General features: G+C 65.0%; 12 protein-coding genes. 1 reads left to right on the forward strand and 11 read right to left on the reverse strand.

What is annotated here, in order from left to right; genetic code table 11:
• The first annotated feature begins 16 nt into the window (after positions 1-16).
• Positions 17-661 (forward strand): glutathione binding-like protein, encoded by a 645-nt coding sequence (locus K408_RS0100835; protein WP_024337608.1) that lies wholly within the window; start codon positions 17-19, stop codon positions 659-661.
• Positions 662-712: 51 nt separating this feature from the next.
• On the opposite strand, the gene K408_RS0100840 is transcribed toward K408_RS0100835, so the two are convergent.
• From K408_RS0100840 to K408_RS0100890, 11 genes are all read right to left on the reverse strand, one after another.
• The gene (locus tag K408_RS0100840; protein WP_024337607.1) at positions 713-2,017 is read right to left on the reverse strand and encodes a TRAP transporter large permease; all 1,305 of its coding nucleotides are present in this window, start codon (positions 2,015-2,017) and stop codon (positions 713-715) included.
• Between the two features lie 31 nt (positions 2,018-2,048).
• Positions 2,049-2,642, reverse strand: a complete 594-nt coding sequence (locus K408_RS0100845) for a TRAP transporter small permease subunit (RefSeq protein ID WP_024337606.1) — start codon at positions 2,640-2,642, stop codon at positions 2,049-2,051.
• A 10-nt stretch (positions 2,643-2,652) separates the two neighbouring features.
• Positions 2,653-3,654, reverse strand: a complete 1,002-nt coding sequence (locus K408_RS0100850; protein WP_024337605.1) for a TRAP transporter substrate-binding protein — start codon at positions 3,652-3,654, stop codon at positions 2,653-2,655.
• Between the two features lie 33 nt (positions 3,655-3,687).
• Positions 3,688-5,346, reverse strand: a complete 1,659-nt coding sequence (locus K408_RS0100855; protein ID WP_024337604.1) for a hydantoinase B/oxoprolinase family protein — start codon at positions 5,344-5,346, stop codon at positions 3,688-3,690.
• Between the two features lie 2 nt (positions 5,347-5,348).
• Positions 5,349-7,433 (reverse strand): hydantoinase/oxoprolinase family protein, encoded by a 2,085-nt coding sequence (locus tag K408_RS0100860; RefSeq protein ID WP_024337603.1) that lies wholly within the window; start codon positions 7,431-7,433, stop codon positions 5,349-5,351.
• 141 nt (positions 7,434-7,574) lie between these two features.
• On the reverse strand, positions 7,575-8,396 hold the full coding sequence (locus K408_RS0100865; RefSeq protein ID WP_024337602.1) for an NAD-dependent protein deacetylase: 822 nt from the start codon (positions 8,394-8,396) through the stop codon (positions 7,575-7,577).
• A 74-nt stretch (positions 8,397-8,470) separates the two neighbouring features.
• On the reverse strand, positions 8,471-10,270 hold the full coding sequence (locus K408_RS0100870; protein ID WP_024337601.1) for a cation:proton antiporter domain-containing protein: 1,800 nt from the start codon (positions 10,268-10,270) through the stop codon (positions 8,471-8,473).
• 105 nt (positions 10,271-10,375) lie between these two features.
• Positions 10,376-11,212 carry an SDR family oxidoreductase gene (locus K408_RS0100875; protein WP_024337600.1) on the reverse strand — a complete coding sequence of 279 codons (837 nt, stop codon included), beginning with the start codon at positions 11,210-11,212 and terminating at the stop codon, positions 10,376-10,378.
• Positions 11,213-11,285: 73 nt separating this feature from the next.
• On the reverse strand, positions 11,286-12,605 hold the full coding sequence (locus K408_RS0100880) for a solute carrier family 23 protein (RefSeq protein WP_024337599.1): 1,320 nt from the start codon (positions 12,603-12,605) through the stop codon (positions 11,286-11,288).
• 77 nt (positions 12,606-12,682) lie between these two features.
• Entirely contained in the window at positions 12,683-13,033 is a 351-nt protein-coding gene (locus K408_RS44245) for a hypothetical protein (protein WP_155248261.1), read from the reverse strand.
• A 297-nt stretch (positions 13,034-13,330) separates the two neighbouring features.
• Positions 13,331-14,944 carry an ABC-F family ATP-binding cassette domain-containing protein gene (locus tag K408_RS0100890; RefSeq protein WP_024337597.1) on the reverse strand — a complete coding sequence of 538 codons (1,614 nt, stop codon included), beginning with the start codon at positions 14,942-14,944 and terminating at the stop codon, positions 13,331-13,333.
• Positions 14,945-14,995 lie beyond the last annotated feature (51 nt).

Genomic DNA, 14,995 nt, shown 5'->3' on the forward strand with positions numbered 1-14,995 from the left:
CCCAAGGAGGCCCAAGATGGATCTTTATTTCTCGCCACTCGCCTGCTCGATGGCGACTCGCGTTGCGCTGTATGAAGCCGGCGCCGAAGCGAATTATCTCGAAGTCGATCCGCCGACCAAGACGGTGCTGAGCAACGGGTCCGACTTCCGCGCCGTCAATCCGATCGGCTTGGTGCCGACACTGCGTACCGACGATGGCTTGGTGCTGACCGAAAACGCGGCGATCCTGCAATATGTCGCAGATCGCTTCCCACAATCGGGGCTCGGCGCCGCGGTTGGCCTCGAGCGCACGCGTCTGCATCAATGGCTTTGCTTCATCGGCACCGAGCTGCACAAGGGCCTTTTCGTCCCCTTGCTCGACAGCAAGGCGCCGCATGAGGCCAAGGCCTATGCGCTGGAGAAGAACCTGTCGCGGCTCGACTATCTCGACAAGTATCTGAAAGGCCGCGAATTCCTGCTAGACCATTTCAGCGTGGCGGACGCCTATCTCGTCACGGTCATCAACTGGACGGTGGCCACGCCGCCGATCGAGCTTGCGAAATGGCCGAACCTGAAGGCCTATCACGAGCGTCTGCGCCAGCGGCCCTCGATCGCACGCGCGATCGCGGAGGAGTTCGAGATGTACAAGGCCGAGCTCGCGCGAAAGAAGGCGGCGGCGTGAGCCTTGAGCATCGAAAGCCCGTCCCGGCCGCTCAGCCGGGGCGGCGCAAGCCTATCCGTACAGCACACGCGGCAGGACGGTGACGATGCCGGGCCAGAGCGTCATCAGCAGCACGAATCCAACCATGATGATGAGAAAAGGCATCGTCACGCGGGCGATGTAGGCAAGGCTGTCGTCGGTAAGGCCCTGGATGACGAACAGGTTGAAGCCGACCGGTGGCGTGATCTGCGCCATTTCGACTGCGAGCACGAGGAAGACGCCGAACCAGACCTCGTCGAAGCCGGCCCCCTTCACGATCGGCAGCACGATCGGCAGGGTCATCACGATCATCGAGAAGCCGTCGAGAAAGCAGCCGAGCACGAGATAGAAGACGATCAACGCCACGATCAGCATGAATGGCGACAGGCCGAGGCCCTTGACGAAGGCAGCGACCGACTGCGGGATGCCGAGAAAGGCGGCGGCATTGCCGAGGATGGAAGCGCCGAGCACGATCAGCGCGATCATCGAGCAGGTCACGACCGAACCGATCAGGACATCGCGGATCACCTGTTGCGACATCGCCCCTTGCGCCCAGGCCACCAGCCCGGCGCCGAGCACGCCGACGGCGGCGGCCTCCGAAGGCGTCGCGAGCCCGCCATACATCGAGCCGAGCACGCAGGCGATCAGGAACAGCGCCGGGGCGAGGTCCTTCAGCGCGACGAATCGTTCGCCCCACGGCACCTGCGAAAGCCTGGCCTCCGCCTCCGGCACCATCGCGGGATTGAGGCTCGAATGCAGCATCACCCAGGCCATGAAGGTGGCGGCGAGCAGAAAGCCCGGCAGCACGCCGGCCGTGAACAGCTTGAGGATCGAGACGTCGCCGAGCACGCCGTAGATGATCATGATGTTGGACGGCGGGATCAAAAAGCCGAGCGTCCCGGCGCCGGCCAGCGAGCCGATCGCGATGTCGCGGGAATAGCCGCGGCGCAGCAGCTCGTTGAGCGACATGCGGCCGATCACCTGCGTGGTCGCCGCCGACGAGCCCGAGATCGCCGCAAAGATGGTGCAGCCGATCACGTTCACATGCAGCAGACGACCTGGCAGCAGCCCCGCCCAGGGCGCGAGGCCCTGGAACAACGAGCGCGACAGCCGGGTTCGAAACAACAGCTCGCCCATCAGGATGAACAGCGGCAGCGCAAGCAGCTCCTGAGTTGTGAGGATGTTCCAGGCATATTGAGGCAGCAGTTTTTCGAGCGGGATCGAGCGGAACATCGCGAGCAAGAGCGTCGCGGTGAGCGCAAGCGTGAGGCCGATCCACACGCCGCAGGCCAGCAGCGCAAACAGGATCGCGAACAAGGCGAGGACTTCGATGGTCATGCGATCTTGAATCCGGTGCAGAACACGGCGGTCATTCGACGGGAGAGGCCTTCATGCGGTGATCCTCCAGCGGCAGGCCGAGCGCGGCCTGGATCGCGCGCGCCAGGAACTGGAGCGTCAGCAGCAGCATGCCGAAGGTGACGACGGCTTGTGGAAACCACAACGGCGTGTCGCTCGAGGTCGAGACCTGGCCGCGCGTGTACGCAGCAAAGGCGAACCTGGCCATCGCGTAGGTCAGGAACGCCATGAAGGCAAAGCCGGCTGCTGCAGCGAGAATCTCGAGCGCGCGCTGCACCGGCGCCGGCGCGTTCTTCACCAGCAGCACGACGCGGATATGGCCGCCGACGCGCAATGTCATGGCGGCGCCGAAGGTGAAGGACGCCGCCATCAGGTAGGACGAGTATTCCCAGGCGATCGAGATGCTCGGCGGAAAGAACGGCAGGAAGTTCGAGAGGAATCGCGTTGCGACCTCGCACAGCATCAGCAGCGTCAGCATCAAGAGACAGAAGCCGCCGATCCAGCCGTCGAGCCGGCCGAGCCGGTCGATGCCGTCGAGCAGGATACGCAGCGGCGCGGGCGCCGCTGCGTTGAGACTTTGCGGAGCTTCGGTCGAGACGCTCGCCACGCGGCCACCCTCAGCCACGCTTCATTTCGGCCAGATAGGCCCGCACCGGCTTGTCGGCCGCCGGCACGCGCTTGAGGAAAGCGTCGAGCTGCGGCGCCGTCTTGGCGCGGATGTCCGCCATCATGGCTTGCGAGACAGGCACCACCTCCATGCCGCCTTCCTTGAGGCGGTTGAGGCTGTCGACATCGGCCTTGAGCGAGTTGGCCCAGAAGCCCGGCTCCATCTTTGCCGCTATATCCGCAACGAGCTTCTGCTGATCGCCGGAGAGTGCCTTCCAGGCATCGAGGTTGACGGTGAGCATCTGCGACGACCAGACGTGGTTGGTCGGGTAGACGTATTTCAGGAACTCCCAGAACTTGCCGTCGACGCCCGACACCGACGAGGTGGAGACGCCGGCCACCGCGCCGGAGGCGAGCGCGGGAATCGTCTCGCCCCAGGGGATCATCACCGCTGCCATGCCGATCGCATTCAGCATCTCGACCGCGTTCTTGTCAGGCACGCGGATCTTGATGTTCTTCAGACCCTCGACGTCTGCCACCTTCGCCTTCAGATGCAGATACTGCGTCGGCCACGGCACGATGTAGAGGATCTTCTGGTTGTTGCGCGCGGCGATCTTCTCGTATTCGGGCCGCACATATTTGTGCAGCACCTTCAGCTCCTCCACGGAGCCGCAAAGGAAGGGAATGCTCTCGACGCCCATGAAGGGTTCGTCGCCGACCTGCTGGATATTGAGGACGTCGGCGAGCGGCACGAGGCCATCGCGCACGGCGCGCAAGTGCTCGGGGCCCTTGAAGCCGAGCTGGCCGCCTGCCTTCACCACGATGGCGACCGCACCGCCGCTCTGCTTCTTCACTTCCTCCGCGAACGCCATCGCGTTCTGGGTATGGAAATTGCCGTCGGGCCATACCGTCGACATGTCCCAGCTCACGCTCGCCGCCGGTGCGCGAGTGGACATGTGACTTGCGGCAAGCAGCGTCGCTGCGCCCGCGGTGAAGTTTCGTCGCGTGATCATGAACCCCCTCCGTTTACAAGGCGCGTTGACGCTTCAACGCGCGTACCCATAGACCTTGACTGCGTTCTCCGAGGACACGAGACCGCTCGCGACGTCCTCGTTGACGGCCGCACGATCGCGCTCTCTGGGATCGCCGATGCCAGCGCCGCCGGGCGTCAGCACGACCAGGCGGTCATCCGGCGGGACCTGCTGAAAGCCCTTGCCGCGCAGCTTCTTGCCGGACTTCAGCCCGACATAGCCGGCCTCGCCGTCCCCGCCGCCATCCCGCCCACGCGGCGGATGATCGATGCGGTCGAACGCCGCGAGGATGTCGAACGGCGCATCGACGCCGCTGGCCACTTCGATGATCTGGCCGAGGCCGCCGCGGGTGCGCCCTGCCCCGCCGGAATCCGGTCGCAGTTCCTTGCGCCAGAAGATCAAGGGTGTCTGCGTCTCCGCGATCTCGACCGGCGTGCCGCGCACACCGCTGGGATAGGCGGTGGCCGACAGGCCGTCCTTGCCGAAGCGCGCGCCGGTACCGCCATTCGAGGTGACCGCCATCGAGAACCCGTAATTGCCACCGGCGCCCGAGCGGGTCTGGCCACGGACGTTGAGATTCCACAGGCACGAAGTGCCTTCCGCAGGCACACGCTCGGGGATGATCTGGCGCAGGCAGCCGAACACGACGTCGGGCAGCATCTGCCCGATGACGTGGCGCGAGGCGACCGGGGCCGGCTTCGGCGCATTGAGGATCGCGCCCGCCGGCGCCGACACCGTCAGCGGCGAGAGCGAGCCGGCATTGTTCGGGATCTGCGAGGCGACGACGCAGCCGAGGCCGAACACGGTATATGCCGTGGTGTAGGACAGCGGCACGTTGATGCCGAACTTCGAGGCAGCCGAGGTGCCGTCGAAATCGACGTGAATGCCTTCATCCGAGATCGTCAGCGTCGCGGCCAGCGTGACCGGCGCGTCGTAGCCGTCGACCACCATGGTGTTGCGCCAGCTGCCCTTCGGCAGCTTGGCGATTTCGGCGAGCACCGCCTCGCGCGAGCGCTCGCAGATGTGGTCGCCGAGCTCGTCGAGCGTGTCGATGCCGAACTCGGTCATCATCTCGACGAGGCGCTCGCATCCGACATCGTTGCAGCCGGCGAGCGAATAGGTGTCGCCCTCGGTGTCGATGGGCAGCCGCGTATTGGTCCGGATCATCGCCATCAGCGTCTCGTTGACGACGCCCTCGTCGATCAGCTTCAGCATGGGGATGTAGAGCCCCTCCATGAACACGTCGGTGGCGTCGGGCCCGAAGCCGATGCCGCCGATGTCCATGAGATGGCTGGTGCAGGAGAACAGCGCGACCGGCTTGCCGTCCTTGAAGCAGGGCGTGGTGACGACGAAGTCGTTGAGATGACCGGTGCCCATCCAGGGATCGTTGGTGATGTAGGCATCGCCCTCCTTCATCGTCTGAAGCGGGAAGTGGGCGATGAAGTGCTTGACCGATTCGGCCATCGAATTGACGTGACCGGGCGTGCCGGTCACCGCCTGCGCCAGCATGCGGCCCTTGAGGTCGAACACGCCGGCGGAGAGGTCGCCGCATTCGCGCACAATCGGGCTGAACGCGGTGCGGAGCAGCACCTGCGCCTGCTCCTCGACCACGGCGATCAGCCGGTGCCACATGATCTGAAGGTCGATCAGGCTCGCGCCGCTTGCCTTGCTCATGATCAGGCCGCCTTTCGTTCCATGACGATGCTGCCGGCACCGTCGATATGAGCGTCGAAGCTGGTGGACACGAAGGTGGAGGTCTCGTCCTCCGCGATCACGGCGGGGCCCGCAATGGTCGCACCCGGCGCCATGTCCTCGCGGCGATAGAGCGGAATCTCGATCACCTCTCCTGCGCGGCCGTCGAAGAACTTGCGGCTCCCGGAGGCCTTGGCCGCGGGCTTGCGCGCGACGGAGGCGACCGCAGGCGGATTGCGCGCCTCGGTGGTGGCGAGCACCGACCAGCTCAAGACTTCGATCGCCGCACCGGGAATCGGACGCTCGAACATCGCGGAGTAATCCGCCTCGAACTTCCGGCGCAGGCCGGCGAGATCAGCCGAAGTCAGCCGCCGGTTCGGCAACTCGACCGAGATCTCGTGGCCCTGGCCGACATAGCGCATGAAAGCGGCGCGGCGCTCGCGCACCGGCGCACCGGCGGCACCCGGCTCGACCAGCGCGCGCGCCTCGGTCACCATTTCCTGCAGGAGGTCGGAGACCGCCTCGGTGTCGAAATCGTCGAGGCGGACATGGCGGCTGCGCACCAGCTCATAGGCGATGGGCGCGGCAAGAAAGCCGACCGCCGAGCCGACCCCGGCATTCGACGGCACGATCACGCGGGAGACGCCGATCTTCTCGGCGACGCGCGCCGCATGCAGCGGCGCAGCGCCGCCGAAGGCGATCAGCGTATGCTGGCCGACCACCGCGCCGCGCTCGACCGCATGCACGCGCGCCGCGCTCGCCATGTTCTCGCAGACGACCTCATACACCGCATAGGCTGCGGTTTCCGCCGACAGGCCGAGCGGCTCACCGACGTCGCGCAGCAGCGCCTGCTTCGACAGCTCCGGATCGAGCTTGATCGTGCCGGCCGCGAACGCGTCGGGATCGATCATTCCGAGCGCGACGTCCGCATCCGTCACGGCCGGGCGCTGGCCGCCACGGCCGTAGCAGGCGGGTCCCGGCTCCGAGGAGGCGCTCTCGGGACCGACGGTGACGCGCTTCATCGCGTCGACATGAGCGATCGAGCCGCCGCCGGCGCCGATCTCGACCATCTCGATCACGGGAATGCGCACCGGCAGGCCGGAGCCTTTGAGGAAGCGTGCGGCGCGATCGACCTCGAACACGCGCGAGGTCTCGGGCTGGTACTTCTCGATCAGGCAGATCTTTGCGGTGGTGCCGCCCATGTCGAAGGACAGCACCTTGCTCTCGCCAAGACGTGCCGCGATCTGCGCCGCGAAGATCGCGCCGCCGGCCGGGCCGGATTCGACGAGGCGCACAGGAAAGCGCCGCGCCGTCTCGATCGACGTGACACCGCCGCCCGACGTGACGAGATAGATCGCGCCACGGAACTGCTCGACCTGCAGGGCCTCGGCCATGCGGGCGAGATAGCCGTCGATCAGCGGTTGCACATACGCGTTGGCGACCGCCGTGGAGGTGCGTTCATATTCGCGGATCTCAGGGCACACGGCCGATGAGAGCGTCACGGATATGCCGGGTATCTCATCACCGATGATCGCTGCGGCCCGGCGCTCATGCTCGGGATTGGCATAGGAGTGCAGAAAGGCGATTGCGACGCTCTCGACCCCGAGCTCACCCAGCTTCGGCGCGAGCGCGCGCACCGCTGCCTCGTCCAGAGGCAGGCGAACGGCACCGTGCGCATCGATACGCTCCGGCACGGTGAAGCGCAGGCTGCGCGGCGCCAGCGGCTTCGGCTTCTCGATGCTGAGATCATACTGGTCGTAGCGGCTTTCGGTGCCGATATCGAGCACGTCGCGGAAGCCCTCGGTCGCGATCAGCGCGGTCTTGGCCCCTCGCCGCTCGATGATGGCATTGGTCGCGAGCGTCGTGCCGTGAATGAAGACGTCGATGTCGCTGATATGTGCGCGCGCGTCAGCAAGGATGAGGCGCATGCCATCCAGCACTGCCTGCTCGGGCCGCTGCGGCGTCGTCAGCACCTTGCGTGTCTTGCGGTCTTGACCAACGTCCAGCACGATATCGGTGAACGTCCCACCGATATCGACGGCAAGCCGCACCTCGGCTCCCTCAAGCATTCCAAATTCTCCGCGCTGATCGTCAAGACTGAGGTCGAAAGCGCAGCAATTTCCATGCCATGGACGACGAGGACAACGCCACGCCCAGCTATTCTGCTGGGCACCTATGCAATAGGCAAGGTGTGTCCGTCGCGGGCGCAGTCAAAGCAGGAATGCAAGCGCTGCCTCGCAACGCTCCTCGACCTTCAGCGTCAGGAGATCATCGGCGCGGGTGCGGCCCAGATTGACCGCAGCAATCGGAATGTTGCGCTGCGCGGCAGCCTGCACGAAGCGGAATCCGGAATAGACCATCAGCGATGAGCCGACGACGAGCATGGCGTCGGCTCGCGCCAGATGATCCTTCGCGGTGGCGACGATGTCGCGCGGGACGTTCTCGCCGAAGAACACGACGTCGGGCTTGAGGATGCCGCCGCAGGCGTCGCATGCGGGCACTTCGAAGGACGAGAAATCCTCGTGCTCCAGATCCGCGTCGCCATCAGGCGCATCGGCGGCATCGAGCGTCAGCCAAGCAGCATTCGCGCGGCCAAGCGCATGCTGAAACTCTTCACGCTGCATCTTGCGACCGCAACCCATGCAGCGGACCAGATCAAGCCTGCCATGCAGGTCGATCACCTGCCGGTGGCCGGCAGACTGATGCAGCCGGTCGACGTTCTGCGTCAGCAGCATGCCGCACCGGCCGTTCGCCTCCAGCCGCGCCAGCGCATGATGCGCATCATTCGGCCGGGCTTGGCCGAACCGCCGCCAGCCGATCAGGCTGCGCGCCCAATAGCGCCGCCGCGTGGGCTCGTCCGACATGAAGGACTGGAAGTTCACGGGCTGGGTCCGTTTCCAGTTGCCGTGGACGTCGCGGTAGTCGGGAATGCCTGAATTGGTGCTGCAGCCAGCGCCGGTCAGCACGAACAGGCGTTCGTGCCGGCCGATGAAATCCTGGAGCGGTGAGTCTGCAAGCGAGGCCTTTGTCATCGCTCATGATGTAGTTCGGGCGAGCACGTTTTGCCAGATCGCGACAAATCCCGCGCAGAGCGACCGCAGGGCGGTCATCGCGGGGGCCCGCGCCCTGCAAGATCGAGCGGACGAGCTTTCTCGTGTCCCGCAACACGGGCCGCCTGCTGCAGCGTCAGCCGGAACTCGTCCCGCTTCTCGTGCACCGAGGCGATCGCATGCCCAACCGCAACCCCGAGGCCGACCAGCGCGGCTTCGGAGAGCTGCAGGCTTGCCTCGATCGTCTCCGGCACCGCATCGGTTGCGCCGATCGCATAGAGGTGACGGGCATGATCGGCGTCCCGCGCCCGCGAAACGATCAGCACATCGGGCCGCACCGCGCGGATCCGCTCGACGACAGCATCGATCGCTGGTCGCGACTGGATGGTGATGATCACGCCGGTCGTCTGCATCAGGCCGCACGCCTCGAGGAAGCCCGGCTCCGTCGCGTCGCCAAAATAGACCTTGTGACCGTCGCGGCGGTCGCGCGCCACGGCGACAGCCTCGTGATCGACCGCGATATAGTTCAGGCCATGGCTGGTCAGCAGCGAGCAGACGACCTTGCCAACGCGGCCATAGCCGACCACGATGGCTTGCGCCCGGTCGGCGGGCGGCCGAACCGCGAGTTCAGGATCGGGCGCGCGTTCGCTGCTCAGCTTCGCCGCCAGTCGTCGCCCGAGCATGCCCATAAGCGGTATCAACGCCATCGTCACGGCGGTGACGGCCACGGCAAAGCCCGACACGCTCGGCTCGATCATGCCGCCGGCCGCCGCCATTCCAAGGCTGACGAAGGCGAATTCGCCGACAGGACCCAGCAAGAATGCCATCTCGATCGCGGCCGGCCATGACAGCCTGAAGAGGCGCCCCAGGACGATGAGCACGATCGCCTTGCCGACGAGGATGCCGATGACGGCGGCGAGCAGCCAGCCGGGCTCGCGCATGAACACGCGGAAGTCGATGGCCATGCCGACTGTGAAGAAGAAGATGCCCAGCAGCAGACCCTTGAACGGCTCGACGGTGGCCTCGATGGCCTTGCCATACTCGGTCTCCGCCAGCATCAGTCCTGCAACGAACGCTCCGAGCGCCATCGACAGGCCAGCCTGGTGCGCGGCAAGCCCTGCGCCGACGATGACGAACAGGGTCGCCGCGACGAACAACTCCGTTGAATGAGTGCCCGCAACCATCTGGAACAGCGGACGCATCAGCAGCCGCCCGATCAGAATCAGGGAAACGACCGCGACCGTCGCCTTGAGGATCGCGCTGGAAATGTGCGCCACGACCGAGCCGCCACTGTCTGCAGCGAGCAAGGACACGAAGACGAGAATGGGAACCACGGCAAGGTCCTGGGCCAGCAGCACGGAGAAGCTGGCGCGCCCGGCCGTGGTCGCAAGCCGCCTTTCGCTGGACAAAAGCTCAAGCACGATCGCCGTCGAGGACAGCGCAAGGCTCGCACCAAGGATGACGGCGGTATCGGAATTTTGCCCGGAGAGAAGCGCGGCGCCGAATATCAAGGCGGACGTCACGACCACCTGCAGGCCGCCGAGCCCGAACACCAGACGTCGCATCGTCAATAGCCGTCTGAAAGACAGCTCGAGCCCGATCAGGAACAGCAGGAAGACGATGCCCAGATTCGCGATACCCTCGACATTGTGCGCGTCCGTCACCGTGAACCAATACAGGAACGGCATTTGCTGCACGAGCGAGCCGAGCCCGAGCGGACCGAGAATGGCGCCGGCACCGAGATAACCCAGCACGGGATTGATGCCCCAATGGCGGACGATCGGCACCACGACGCCGGCCGTCCCGAGGACCACCAGCGCGTCGCTATAGGCATTGATGTTGATGGTTGTGCTCACGAGCCCGTCATGTGTCGGCGGCTGCCAATGGCGGCAGCATCGTCCACGGTCGATAGCACACGGCGCCGCAGCGTCCCAACCGAAACGCGGGTCCGAAACAACCCCTCAGCTCGCCCAATTCTCCCGGAATTCCGGAAACAGCGTCAGGCCCCCGCAGGCATTGATGGTTTGCCCGGTGATGTAGCTCGCATCATCGGAGGCAAGGAAGGCGAACACGGCGGCGATCTCTTCCGGCGTGCCGACGCGCCCCATCGGAATGTGGCTGGTGACCACCTCGCGCTTCTGGGGATCGCCGGTCCAGGCCGCATTGATTGGCGTGTCGATTGCGCCCGGACCGACTGCGTTGACGCGGATGCCGCGGCCGGCAAATTCGAGCGCCAACGTGCGCGTCAGATTGGCCATGCCGCCCTTGCTGATCGAATATGCGAGATAGCCGGGCTTTGGGATGATCTCGTGGACGCTGGAGCAGTTGATGATGCTGCCGCCTCCGCCGCGTGCGACGAAATGGGCGAGCGCCTTCTGCGCGCACAGCACGGCGCCGTTGAGATTGACGTCGATGATGCGGCGATACGTTTCGACGTCGAGCGCCTCGCTCGGCGATTCCCGCTGGAAGCCGGCATTGTTGACGAGACAATCGAGGCGCTTCCAGCGCGCCAGGATCGTCTCGAACATTGCGGCGATCTCCTGCTCACTGCCGACGTCGGCCTTGACGATGACGTGATCGAGCCCCTCATGGCCGCGAGCGGCGGATCCCGCTCGCGCAAGCGCCAGCGTCTCATCGGCCCCCTCGGGGCTGCCGAAATAGTTGATGGCAACGGCTGCCCCTTCCTGGGCGAGCCGGACCGCGACGGCGCGGCCGATGCCTTGTGAGGCGCCGGTCACCAGGGCGTGTTGACCGACGAGGCGGGAGGGGAACGAGGTTCGGCGGTCGGTCTGCTGCATGTGTTCTCTCCAGGACACCTCTTCATCAGCGGCGCGGGCTTTTTGTTCCATCCCGTCAGCGCATCGCCGGGCGTCATCCCAGGCGGCGCGCCATTGGGGAAGTCAGGACCTGATAGAGGATGATGGCCCCGAAGGTCGCGGTACCAATCCCGCCGATCGTGAACGCGCCGAATCTGAGCGTGAGGTCGCCGGCGCCTGCGATCAGCGCCACGGCGACGGTGATCAGATTTGCAGGATCGGCAAAGTCGACCCTGTTCTCGACCCAGATTCGTCCTGCCATCGCTGCGATCAACCCGAACAGCACGATCGAGAGTCCACCGATGACGGGACCCGGGATCGACAGGATCAGCGCGCCGAACTTCGGGGAGAAACCGAGCAGGATCGACACAACGGCGGCGAAGGCGAACAACAAGGTGGAATAAACCTTCGTCGCTGCCATGACTCCGATGTTTTCGGCATAGGTCGTGACACCGGTGCCGCCGCCAAAGGCCGCTACGATGGTCGCGAGGCTATCTGCGAACAGGGCGCGGCCGAGATAGGCGTCAAGACTGCGGCCTGTCATAGCGCCGACGGCCTTGATGTGCCCGAGATTCTCGGCGACGAGAATGACCGCAACAGGCGCGATCAGGAAGATTGCATCAGCCTGGAACGTCGGCGTGGTGAAATTCGGCAGGCCGAACCATGGCGCGGCCGAGACTTGTGCGAAGTCGATCGGCTTGCCGAGACCGAGGCCGTTCGTGAACAGCCAATACAAGAGATACCCGCCGATTGCGCCGACAATGATCGGGAGGCGGCGCCAAAGGCCCTGCGCGGCAACGGCGACCACGCCGATGATCAGGACGGTGGCGAGCCCGATCCAGGTGTCGAATGCGCCGGCGCTCACCGCCTTGACCGCCACGGGCGCGAGGTTGAGGCCGATCGCGGCAACAACGGCGCCGGTGACGGCCGGCGGTAGCAGCCTTTCGATCCAGCCGACGCCGGACCACATGACGATCAGCGAAATCACGCCGTACAGCACCCCAGCGCCCACGATTCCGCCGAGCGCAACCGATAGGTTCGGGTTCGGCCCTTGTCCGGCATAGCCGGTGGCGGCGATAACAACGGCGATGAACGCGAAGCTCGAGCCGAGATAGCTCGGTACGCGTCCGGCGACGATGACGAAGAAGATCAAGGTGCCGATGCCGGAGAACAGGACTGCAATATTGGGATCGAACCCCATCAGCAGCGGCGCGATGATCGTCGAGCCCGACATCGCAACGCAATGCTGGAGGCTGGAGACGATCGTCTGGCCCCAGGACAACCGCTCCTCCGGCATGATCACGCCCGAGGTCTTCAGTTTCCAACGCGGAAAATAACCTTGCACGTGCTCGTCGGAGCCTGTTGCTTTCGACATGTTTCCCCCGATTGCGGCCCAGTGTTCGATCTTGGTGCTAACAGGCAAAAATGTGATTGTCGCTTCCGCGACGACCATCACATCATGCAAATCAAGCAACGATACGTTTCAGAGCCGACAATACGACATGCGTCGCGATCCAGCCAGCCGTCCTCCGCCAGCATCAGCCCTGGTACAAGATCCTCTGCATCCAGGTCCTGATCGCGGTCACGCTCGACCTCCTCATTGGCTATGCCTATCCCGAGCGCGGTAGCCGTAAAGCCGATCGGCGACGGCTTCATCGCGCTGATTAAGATGATGATCCCGCGGTGATCTTCTGCACCCTGGTGCGGCATCTCCTCGATGGGAAATCTCAACCGTGTCTGCCGCGCCCGGGCTGAAGCCGCTGATTTACTTCGACACGGCGCAAAGATGTTCTTCGGCATCATTCGCATCATCGTTCGCCTCGCGCCGGTCGGCGCTTCGGTGCGATGGCGTTCACGGTCGGGGCCTACGGACCAGGTTCGCTGCTCAACCTCGCCTGCCCTGATCGGCGCGTCCCATTCAGCAGCATCTTGCGGACGGCCCGGTTCCGATGCGGTAGTTTCCCGGAGTAGGAAACCGGCGCGACACGCGTCACAACAGCGGCGTTGGGATCACGGATTGATACTCGTTTTTTCCGCCCGACGCGCTGGGGGCAGGGCGTCGGGCTTTTGAAAATCTCTGCAACAATGGATCGCGATCGATCACGTGATCCTGCCATTGGCGCGCGGCATGCTGGCGATAAGATCTAGCCGCCGCGTGATTCCGATCGCCTGCAGGAATGCCTCATCGTGGCTGACCACGAGCAGCGCGCCGTCATAGGCCCTCAAGCCCGCTTCGACAGCTTCGACCGACTCGATGTCAAGATGATTGGTCGGCTCGTCCAGAATCAGCAATGATGGCGGCGCCGCCCCGCCCAACACGCAGGCAAGGCCTGCACGGAACATCTGCCCGCCGCTCAAGCTTCCAGCCGGCTGTAGAGCTGCGTTTGCACGAAACATGAAGCGCGCCAGCGCGGCATGGCACGCATTGTCACCTGCCGCTGGATTGAGGCGGCCAAAGTTCTCCAGGATCGAGAGAGCGGGATCGAGCAGGCTGACCTTCTGGTCGAAGAAGGCGAAGTCAGGCCTGACCCGAACCGTTCCCGCAATCGGCGGCAACTCACCCGCAATGACCTTCAGCAGCGTGGTCTTGCCGGAGCCGTTGGGCCCGGTCAGCGCCACGCGCTCGGGCCCGACCATGGTGAACGATAGACCGCGCAGCACCGGCTGCTCCGTCCGATAACCGGCGCTGACGCTGTCGAGCCAAACCACTTCCCTGGCTGCCGGCAGACCGGTCGCGGCCAGCCTGATGGAGAGCGGCTGCAGAATCTCGACGCGTCGGCGCGCAGCATCGACTGACTCGAGGGCCTGGGCTCGTCGCCGTTCGCCGATTTGCACGGTCTTGCCGCCGCTGTCCTCGCTGCGGTCCTTGCGGGCCCCCGCCAGGATCCGCGGCATGTCGCCCTTGGCGCGCTTCTTCCTGCCGCCGACGTCCTTGCGCGCCTTCCTCTCTGCAGCCTCCTGTGCCTTCTCGTCGATCTCGGACAGGCTCTTCTCGGCGTGCGCGAGATCCTGCCTGACGGCGGCGAGTTCGAGGGCCTTTTGCACCTGGTAATGGCTCCAATTGCCACCGTATCGTGTTGCTCCGAGCGACGTCAGTTCAACGATTGCATTCATCGCTTCAAGCAGGTTGCGGTCGTGGCTCACGACGATCGCACCCCCGCGCCAAGTCGCAAGGAAATCGATCACCGCCTTGCGTCCATCCAGATCGAGATTGTTGGTGGGCTCGTCCAGCAACAGGAAATCGGGCTGGGCAAAGAGCAGCGCCGCGAGCCGCACCCGCGTGATCTGGCCGCCGGACAGGCACGAGAGCTCCGTATCGGGCGACAGATCGAATCCGAGGCGCGCCAGGGCGATCTCCAGCCGCCCTTCGAGAGTCCAGTCGATCGCGGCCATATCGTCGATTGATGCGTCGCCGCGCTCGGCACGACGCAGCAATTCCACTGCCGACCGCACGCCGAACAGATCGGCTACGGTCGCTCCTGCAGGCAATTGCACGTCCTGGCGCAACAGGCCGATGGTGCCGTTGATCAGAACGCGTCCGGACTGGGGAAGATGGTCTCCTGAGATTGCCGCAAGCAGCGTCGTCTTCCCGCCCCCGTTACGGCCGACGAGACCGGTGCGCTCGGCCCCGAATGTCAGATCGATGCCGGCGAGAAGAGAACGGCCGTCAGGCGTGGACAGCGAGAGGTTCGACAGGATGATGGAAGCAGGCATGGAATTCCCCGTGAGCAAGGCGGATGAGCGTTGCGGTCGGGGTCAAGTCCA

The organism is Bradyrhizobium sp. in8p8 (assembly GCF_000426845.1).
GTDB classification, from domain to species: Bacteria; Pseudomonadota; Alphaproteobacteria; order Rhizobiales; family Xanthobacteraceae; genus Bradyrhizobium; species Bradyrhizobium japonicum_C.

Bases quoted from the DNA above. Each gene is read 5' to 3' on its own strand.
- K408_RS0100835 (WP_024337608.1), top strand. From the start codon at position 17: ATGGATCTTTATTTCTCGCCACTCGCCTGCTCGATGGCGACTCGCGTT.
- K408_RS0100840 (WP_024337607.1), bottom strand. From the start codon at position 2,017: ATGACCATCGAAGTCCTCGCCTTGTTCGCGATCCTGTTTGCGCTGCTG.
- K408_RS0100850 (WP_024337605.1), bottom strand. From the start codon at position 3,654: ATGATCACGCGACGAAACTTCACCGCGGGCGCAGCGACGCTGCTTGCC.
- K408_RS0100855 (WP_024337604.1), bottom strand. From the start codon at position 5,346: ATGAGCAAGGCAAGCGGCGCGAGCCTGATCGACCTTCAGATCATGTGG.
- K408_RS0100860 (WP_024337603.1), bottom strand. From the start codon at position 7,433: ATGCTTGAGGGAGCCGAGGTGCGGCTTGCCGTCGATATCGGTGGGACG.
- K408_RS0100865 (WP_024337602.1), bottom strand. From the start codon at position 8,396: ATGACAAAGGCCTCGCTTGCAGACTCACCGCTCCAGGATTTCATCGGC.
- K408_RS0100875 (WP_024337600.1), bottom strand. From the start codon at position 11,212: ATGCAGCAGACCGACCGCCGAACCTCGTTCCCCTCCCGCCTCGTCGGT.
- K408_RS0100880 (WP_024337599.1), bottom strand. From the start codon at position 12,605: ATGTCGAAAGCAACAGGCTCCGACGAGCACGTGCAAGGTTATTTTCCG.
- K408_RS44245 (WP_155248261.1), bottom strand. From the start codon at position 13,033: ATGATGCCGAAGAACATCTTTGCGCCGTGTCGAAGTAAATCAGCGGCT.
- K408_RS0100890 (WP_024337597.1), bottom strand. From the start codon at position 14,944: ATGCCTGCTTCCATCATCCTGTCGAACCTCTCGCTGTCCACGCCTGAC.